At 39.6% G+C, this 6,173-nt stretch carries 7 protein-coding genes and 1 pseudogene; 2 read left to right on the top strand and 6 right to left on the bottom strand.

From position 1 onward, the window contains the following. Positions 1–122: 122 nt before the first annotated feature. Positions 123–632, bottom strand: a complete 510-nt coding sequence (locus FKN16_RS23935; RefSeq protein WP_170903700.1) for a ClbS/DfsB family four-helix bundle protein — start codon at positions 630–632, stop codon at positions 123–125. Between the two features lie 195 nt (positions 633–827). Here FKN16_RS23935 and FKN16_RS23925 point away from each other — a divergent pair, with 195 nt between their 5' ends. Then, a complete protein-coding gene (locus FKN16_RS23925) occupies positions 828–1,112 on the top strand; it encodes a type II toxin-antitoxin system RelB/DinJ family antitoxin (RefSeq protein ID WP_005398409.1) in 285 nt (94 codons plus the stop codon). Then, positions 1,109–1,387 carry a type II toxin-antitoxin system mRNA interferase toxin, RelE/StbE family gene (locus FKN16_RS23920; protein WP_038882476.1) on the top strand — a complete coding sequence of 93 codons (279 nt, stop codon included), beginning with the start codon at positions 1,109–1,111 and terminating at the stop codon, positions 1,385–1,387. The genes FKN16_RS23925 and FKN16_RS23920 overlap by 4 nt, the downstream gene beginning before the upstream one ends. 135 nt (positions 1,388–1,522) lie before the next feature. Here the strand turns inward: FKN16_RS23920 and FKN16_RS23910 are convergent, their stop codons facing one another. The 5 genes and pseudogenes from FKN16_RS23910 to FKN16_RS24460 form a co-directional block, all read right to left on the bottom strand. After that, positions 1,523–2,098, bottom strand: a complete 576-nt coding sequence (locus FKN16_RS23910; protein WP_170903699.1) for a hypothetical protein — start codon at positions 2,096–2,098, stop codon at positions 1,523–1,525. Positions 2,099–2,743: 645 nt separating this feature from the next. Next, the gene (locus tag FKN16_RS23900; RefSeq protein ID WP_170903698.1) at positions 2,744–3,820 is read right to left on the bottom strand and encodes a hypothetical protein; all 1,077 of its coding nucleotides are present in this window, start codon (positions 3,818–3,820) and stop codon (positions 2,744–2,746) included. Between the two features lie 114 nt (positions 3,821–3,934). After that, positions 3,935–5,269 carry a P-loop NTPase fold protein gene (locus FKN16_RS23895; RefSeq protein WP_038899636.1) on the bottom strand — a complete coding sequence of 445 codons (1,335 nt, stop codon included), beginning with the start codon at positions 5,267–5,269 and terminating at the stop codon, positions 3,935–3,937. Positions 5,270–5,433: 164 nt separating this feature from the next. Next, positions 5,434–5,778 carry a hypothetical protein gene (locus FKN16_RS23885; RefSeq protein ID WP_249370580.1) on the bottom strand — a complete coding sequence of 115 codons (345 nt, stop codon included), beginning with the start codon at positions 5,776–5,778 and terminating at the stop codon, positions 5,434–5,436. Positions 5,779–5,973: 195 nt separating this feature from the next. Then, a pseudogene (locus FKN16_RS24460) lies at positions 5,974–6,173 on the bottom strand (hypothetical protein); the annotation flags it as partial.

The raw sequence follows: 6,173 nt of genomic DNA, 5'->3' as shown, positions 1-6,173 counted from the left end.
GAAGCTCTGCAATGAAATTGCACACAAATTAAATACGCGCCCACGCAAAAGACTTGGGTATAGGACACCAACGGAGTATATTCATGCGCATCTGTAAAAAGTGTCGCACTTCAAACTTGATACTAAGTGAATTCTCGATTGAAACGCCGAACTTTTGTACGCATATTTTTCATAGGTGATGATGTATTAAACTGAATCATGCGCCCCAAAGTCCATTGTTCATACCACGCAACACCATACAAATCATGGTCACTTAAGCTTGAAATGAGTAAAAGTATCTCGTTAACTGTAGACTCAAGCTCAAAGAGTAAATCATCATATTTCCACTCACAGTACTCTTCGTGGAAGCTTTCAGCGAGTGAGCCTAATTGGTTCCATTTATAACCAGTTTCCGGGAAATCAACATGTTGGTTTTGAGATCTTAAGTGATGCCATTTAAGAACGAGTTTTCCCCAACCAATCAAGTAAGCCACTGTATCACTAACGCTAATGACTGTACCTTTGACGTTTCCCTCTACTCCAGGTTTGCGAGCTTTGCTTTCCGGAATTGAACGATAGTCAGCCATGAGTTTCGGAAATATTGAGTTTATAGCCAACTCCAATTCATCCTTATTTCTTGGCACAGAAGACATTTTGACCTCCATTCACATAACGCCCAATTAAGGTGTGAGGCACGCAATACGATGCTCCCACATACCACCTTAGTCACTAAAACCAACGCATAGTAAAAATGCCACGCGTGCCGAATCACTCTTAAATTGTTTGTTAGTTGCCCATCTCAAAGCCTAGTGCTAACATTTGTACACACACCAACAAAGGAATACATCATGGACACTAGAATTCAATTTCGTGTTGATGAAGAAACAAAACGCCTAGCTCAACAAATGGCTGAGAGCCAAGGTCGAACTCTAAGTGATGCTTGCCGTGAACTTACTGAGCAACTCGCTGAGCAACAAAGAAAAACATTATCTCACGATGCATGGCTAACTGAACAAGTAAACCTAGCATTTGAGAAGTTTGACTCAGGAAAATCCGTTTTCGTTGAACACCAAACTGCTAAGTCTCGAATGGAAGAGCGCAAAGCCAGAATCCGTAATCGAGGTAAGCAATGATTTTATGGGAAGAAGAGTCACTTAATGATCGTGAAAAGATCTTCGAGTTTCTCTATGACTTCAACCCTGATGCGGCAGAAAAAACTGACAACCTCATTGAAGCAAAAGTAGAAAACTTGCTTGAACAACCTTTGATGGGTTTACAACGAGATGGCATCCGCGGACGATTGCTCATTATTCCTGAGATTTCAATGATTGTCTCTTACTGGGTCGAGGGCGATATCATCAGAGTTATGCGTGTACTCCACCAGAAACAAAAATTCCCTACGGATTGATTGCTTCCTCTGGGGAACTAACGCCTTGTTAAGGTGTGAGGCACGCAATACCGAAGCCTCCGCATACCACCTTAACCACTAAAACTAACGCATAGTAAAAATGCCACGCGTGCCGAATCACTCTTGAACAATTTGTTAGCTTAAACTTTTAATTTGTTTCCAGGTTTCACAACCAATTTCATTCATAGCGTTGAAAAAATTGTTTTTTATCTCGCCATACCTAACATCATCAAAGCTTTGAGCTTCCAAAGTCGCTTCGCGAACACACGCTAGAATAAATCTTTGAGCATCTTGTATTGAGTTAAAAACTTCAGATTGTACGGGATCATTCTTGTTTAACATTAAGATAATATCGTTGGATTGCTTCATGATTTTTGTAGAGATTTCATCTAACTGATTCTGAAACTGCTCATTAGGGACATCGATCTTTCGCTTGAGCAGATTATATTGAAGATCAATATACACGTAATTACTGCCAGCTAAATCACGCAAGTCTTTCAACCATCTCATTCTTTCGCGAGTGATTACTTCAGCCATTAATTTTTGATGTTCTAAATTATTATTCTTTGACTGTATATAGACGGTCGAACCTACTGTAATAAGCGCGGTTAAAATAGCGGTACCACCCGTTATTGCTGCAACCCATACTGGATCGATACTGGAAGCAGTGTTTTCTGCTATTTTTTCTAGGATTTCCATCACTTTAGACATACTTCCCTCTTTAAGCTAACGCCCAATTAAGTAGTGAGCAACGCAATACAAAAGTTGCCGCATTGCGCCGTAAACACAAAACTCACTGCAAACCAAAACTGCCACGCGTTGCGAATCTGCTTAAATTGTTTGTTATGCGATTTGTACGCAAGCGCCAATTTGGCTAACGAAAACATTACCTTAAACACGAGAAACTACAAACGCGCAGATGACTTTTTGTGATTCAAGAACCAACGGACTCAACATTTAGTCAAAAAGCCGCCACAAGCGCGGCACGCGACCTTAAAGCGAAGATTTGGCTGTTACTTGTGAGAAACTCAACGAGCCGAAATTTCAGCAAATACCAGATTTCCATTAACTTGCCCTTTCCACACTTTGCGCCAGAAATGTTTCAGCGACCAAATACGCTGCTAAATGAGGCAACTTCACGAACTTTGGCATGTTTTGCGGTTTGAGTGATTCAAGAATTTGAACCGAAAATGTGTATTTGCCGAAACCAAAAATCGTATTGCCAAAGAGATTAAATTTAGAGAAACCTAAAAATTTTGCCTTGTCGCATAACGCCGCGTTAAGTAGTGAGCAACATTGCCACCTTATCTAACTTAGTGTGCCGTATACACTAAATTCAAAGCAAACCAAAAATGCCTAGCGTTGCGAATCTGCCTTAAACGCTTTGTTATAGGGCTTTTTAGGGATTGTTATGGTTTGTCTAAAGTAGAGAGCACCATCAAGTCCTTCACGAACTAACGAGTGCCCCTCGATATCGAAAGTGGATTGCACAATACCTTTTTTGTTAAAAACTTCTTTTGGCAAAGGAGTTTTTGCAAACGGATTATGAAATACTTGTAATCCATCAAATATCGTCTCGTTATGCTCGTAATTCGAACAGATACGCTTTACTGGTATCCCATCATCATTCTTGGACCACACCGAAAGCACTTTGGTGTTAGCCAGCTCCCTATGGGACATGGCAGACAACTTCCCCCAAGTAGCCGTACAACTGAAAATAACTGCGCTGACATTTTCCATTTCTGGCGTGGTAAACATACCAAGCGCGATTTCTGCACCATTATCTTTCTCAACAAACCCTAAACTTACGTTGGGAGGACCGTATGGGAACTTCTTAGGATTATCTAGGTATGCATCCTCATCTACGTATATGTCATAGAGCACTGCATTTATTGGTCTAGTGTATTGATGGTTAAAATATGGTTGCTCAAAAGGCGCAATAGCTAAAACAAAAGGTTTACCTATTACATGAGCTTGTTTACTGTATGATTTAGCATACTTTCTCTCTTTACTTATCAAGGCATTGGAGAGGCGAATAATTGATTCATGATTGATCTTGCTAAACCTTTTAAGTTCAGCTAACTCTTCCATACTAAATGTCTTTTCCCATTCACATGGTTTCCCGTTAGCAGCGTTCGCTGTTGTAGCCTCAACTACAAAGCTGCAATTTTTGTTAGAAAGAGAAAAGTCCGGTGCTGCATGCTGCCAATCGATTTCCAGCCCAAGCTCAACAAAAACACGATATAAATATATTTCCCAGAATGTTGAATTAAAGGTTGTCTGAAATTCTTTAATCAACTTGTTGTCTCGGTCAATAAATCCACTTGCCCACTCCAAAAGCAGAGCTCGTTCATTGCTCCGGATGGGATCCATAATAGATTTGAAATTTGGATGTAACTTAGATTCTTCTATCACTATATCGAATAATTTCATTTTATCCCTGCCCTATAACGCCGCATTAAGGTGTGAGCGGCGCTTGGCTATACTTGAGCGAAGCGAAACTGCCAAGCGTTGCGAATCACTCTTAAATGCTTTGTTATAACACCGCTAGCTTGGGTTAATTTCCGACAGCCATGAACTGATAGTTTTGAGCAAGTTTTGTGGTGTACGCCCCATTCTATCTATTTGAATCTCCCTTTCTTCCAACATTTGCTTTCGTGTATCTTCGTCAGCTAAATCGAAGCGTACAAGCTTGTTAACATATTGAAGAGAATAATATGATGCTGAAGAGTCAATTTCGTCTAACCTAGCAGCTTCGATTATATGGCTAGAGTTTAATTTTCCATTTACCACTTTTAAGCAATTGGGTTGACAGGCTTTTAGGTAACACACCATAGAAATCATATACTGATAATTTTCAAGGTAGCGTTGGCTACCCAGCATATTATTTATGATAGAGAAATAAGATAGCATACGCTCGATTTCTCTGAATGATGGTTGATAAAACTTAACGATATCATTTAGAACAGAGACTGACTCAGTGTTTACTATAACTTCATTTTCCTCTTTCATTCCAGAAAGAGCATTTTGCAAAAATTGATAACCATTATCGTTGTATTCATCCGAAGCGCGAGGCATCGTTAACCAGACATTGATAAACTTGTGAAGATAGTTTGTAGGGTTGATTCCTTGACCATACTTGGACTTAATTGACTCTTCTAATTGCTCTCTATTAGTAACTAGAAGGAAGGTTATACCTTTAACAGAGAACAAGTGCTTCACTTGTTCGAGTAACTCTAAAGCGAAATCAGGCTTACAGCGATCAAGTTCGTCAATAATAAATACGATCGGCTTACCACCATTAACTTCATTAGCAAAATTTGACAGATAACTCCTAAACTCTTTCAGAGCCAGCTTGTCTTTTTCTGCGTGTTCAAATCTTTCTTTTATCAAGTCATCGACTTGATCAGCAACCAAGTTCGATAGTTCTTTCTCTGCCACATCAACAGCACTACCATCAACAATGCCTGCTGTGCCTACTTTGACAGACACTTTCAAAGCCCCTCTTACAAGAGACTTTGCTGCCTTGGCTGCTTTATCTTTAAATTTGGTCTTCGTTTCTTCGTCTTCGACTGTGATGAGTTGGTAAATTTCAGATGCCAACGTTAAAAAAGGGTCCTTCTGATAATCATTTTCAAAAGCGTCAAAATAAATAGATTTTATCTCTGGTTCTCTGTGATTCTCGAGGTAACCACGCCACATTTTTATAAATGTGCTTTTACCCTCTCCCCAGCCAGAGTCTAATGCTATAACAGGGCTTCCACCTGAATTTTCAACAAGGTTAGCAAGCCTTTCACCAAAACCTTTTCGTTTGAAAATATCTATATCAGGACTAAATCCACAATCACTAGAAATTTGAAGTTCAGGTACAACTATTTTCACACTAAATCCTTATATTAATATTTTTGATGGCGCCTATTAAGGTGTTATAACGCCCTGTTAAGGTGTGAGCAACGCAATACCGATGCCTCCGCATACCACCTTAAACACTAAACGCAACGCATAGTAAAAATGCCACGCGTTGCGAATCACTCTTAAACAGTTTGTTATGTTTGTAGCCTCGTGTGCCATCTAGTTACGTCCGTGAGCCTACTTTCATAGACCTTATTCACTGTTGCTATATGAGCTATGCAGTCAAAATTAAACAACATTACACGTTTTTTAATAGTTTTTACTTTATCCGTATCTACTTCAACTGTTAAAGAAGCTTTCAATAATGTTGATAAATCGATATTTTCCTTTATCGCTTCACTTCTAAACCAAGCTGATAGCTCATTGGAAATATACAGTTCTAGCTCGCCAGCAATCGAATGTGAAACTGTTCCATCGAGCAAGTTAATACACAAGACACCATTAGGCAGCTCAGATAACATTTCGAGGTCTTCACCCATCCGCCAACCAACAAACATCTTGGGTAGAACTTCAACGTAGTGATTAATCCTTTTTAGTCCCATAATCCCTCTAGAACATAACGCCTTGTTAAGGTGTGAGGCACGCAATACCGAAGCCTCCGCATACCACCTTAACCATTAAAACCAACGCATAGTAAAAATGCCACGCGTGCCGAATCACTCTTGAACAATTTGTTATACGAATTTCTTCAGTGCCAACACTTGCTGTTCAAATAACTCACAATCTGACTTTGAGTATGACTTAGCAACATTAACCCATTGAACGCCCGTTTCATCTATGTGGCGAAACTCGACTTGAAGTGCATATTTAGAACAACGAAAAAGAGCAAAAACCAAACCTACAACCGTCAGACTAAGAACTAAAACTAGTAGCC

This window comes from Vibrio sp. 11-4(1), from assembly GCF_013048625.1.
Taxonomy (GTDB): Bacteria; Pseudomonadota; Gammaproteobacteria; order Enterobacterales; family Vibrionaceae; genus Vibrio; species Vibrio diabolicus.
This window is presented reverse-complemented; position numbering and strand designations above follow the sequence as displayed.

Bases quoted from the DNA above. Each gene is read 5' to 3' on its own strand.
- FKN16_RS23910 (WP_170903699.1), bottom strand. From the start codon at position 2,098: ATGTCTAAAGTGATGGAAATCCTAGAAAAAATAGCAGAAAACACTGCT.
- FKN16_RS23925 (WP_005398409.1), top strand. From the start codon at position 828: ATGGACACTAGAATTCAATTTCGTGTTGATGAAGAAACAAAACGCCTA.
- FKN16_RS23935 (WP_170903700.1), bottom strand. From the start codon at position 632: ATGTCTTCTGTGCCAAGAAATAAGGATGAATTGGAGTTGGCTATAAAC.
- FKN16_RS23900 (WP_170903698.1), bottom strand. From the start codon at position 3,820: ATGAAATTATTCGATATAGTGATAGAAGAATCTAAGTTACATCCAAAT.
- FKN16_RS23885 (WP_249370580.1), bottom strand. From the start codon at position 5,778: ATGGGTGAAGACCTCGAAATGTTATCTGAGCTGCCTAATGGTGTCTTG.
- FKN16_RS23920 (WP_038882476.1), top strand. From the start codon at position 1,109: ATGATTTTATGGGAAGAAGAGTCACTTAATGATCGTGAAAAGATCTTC.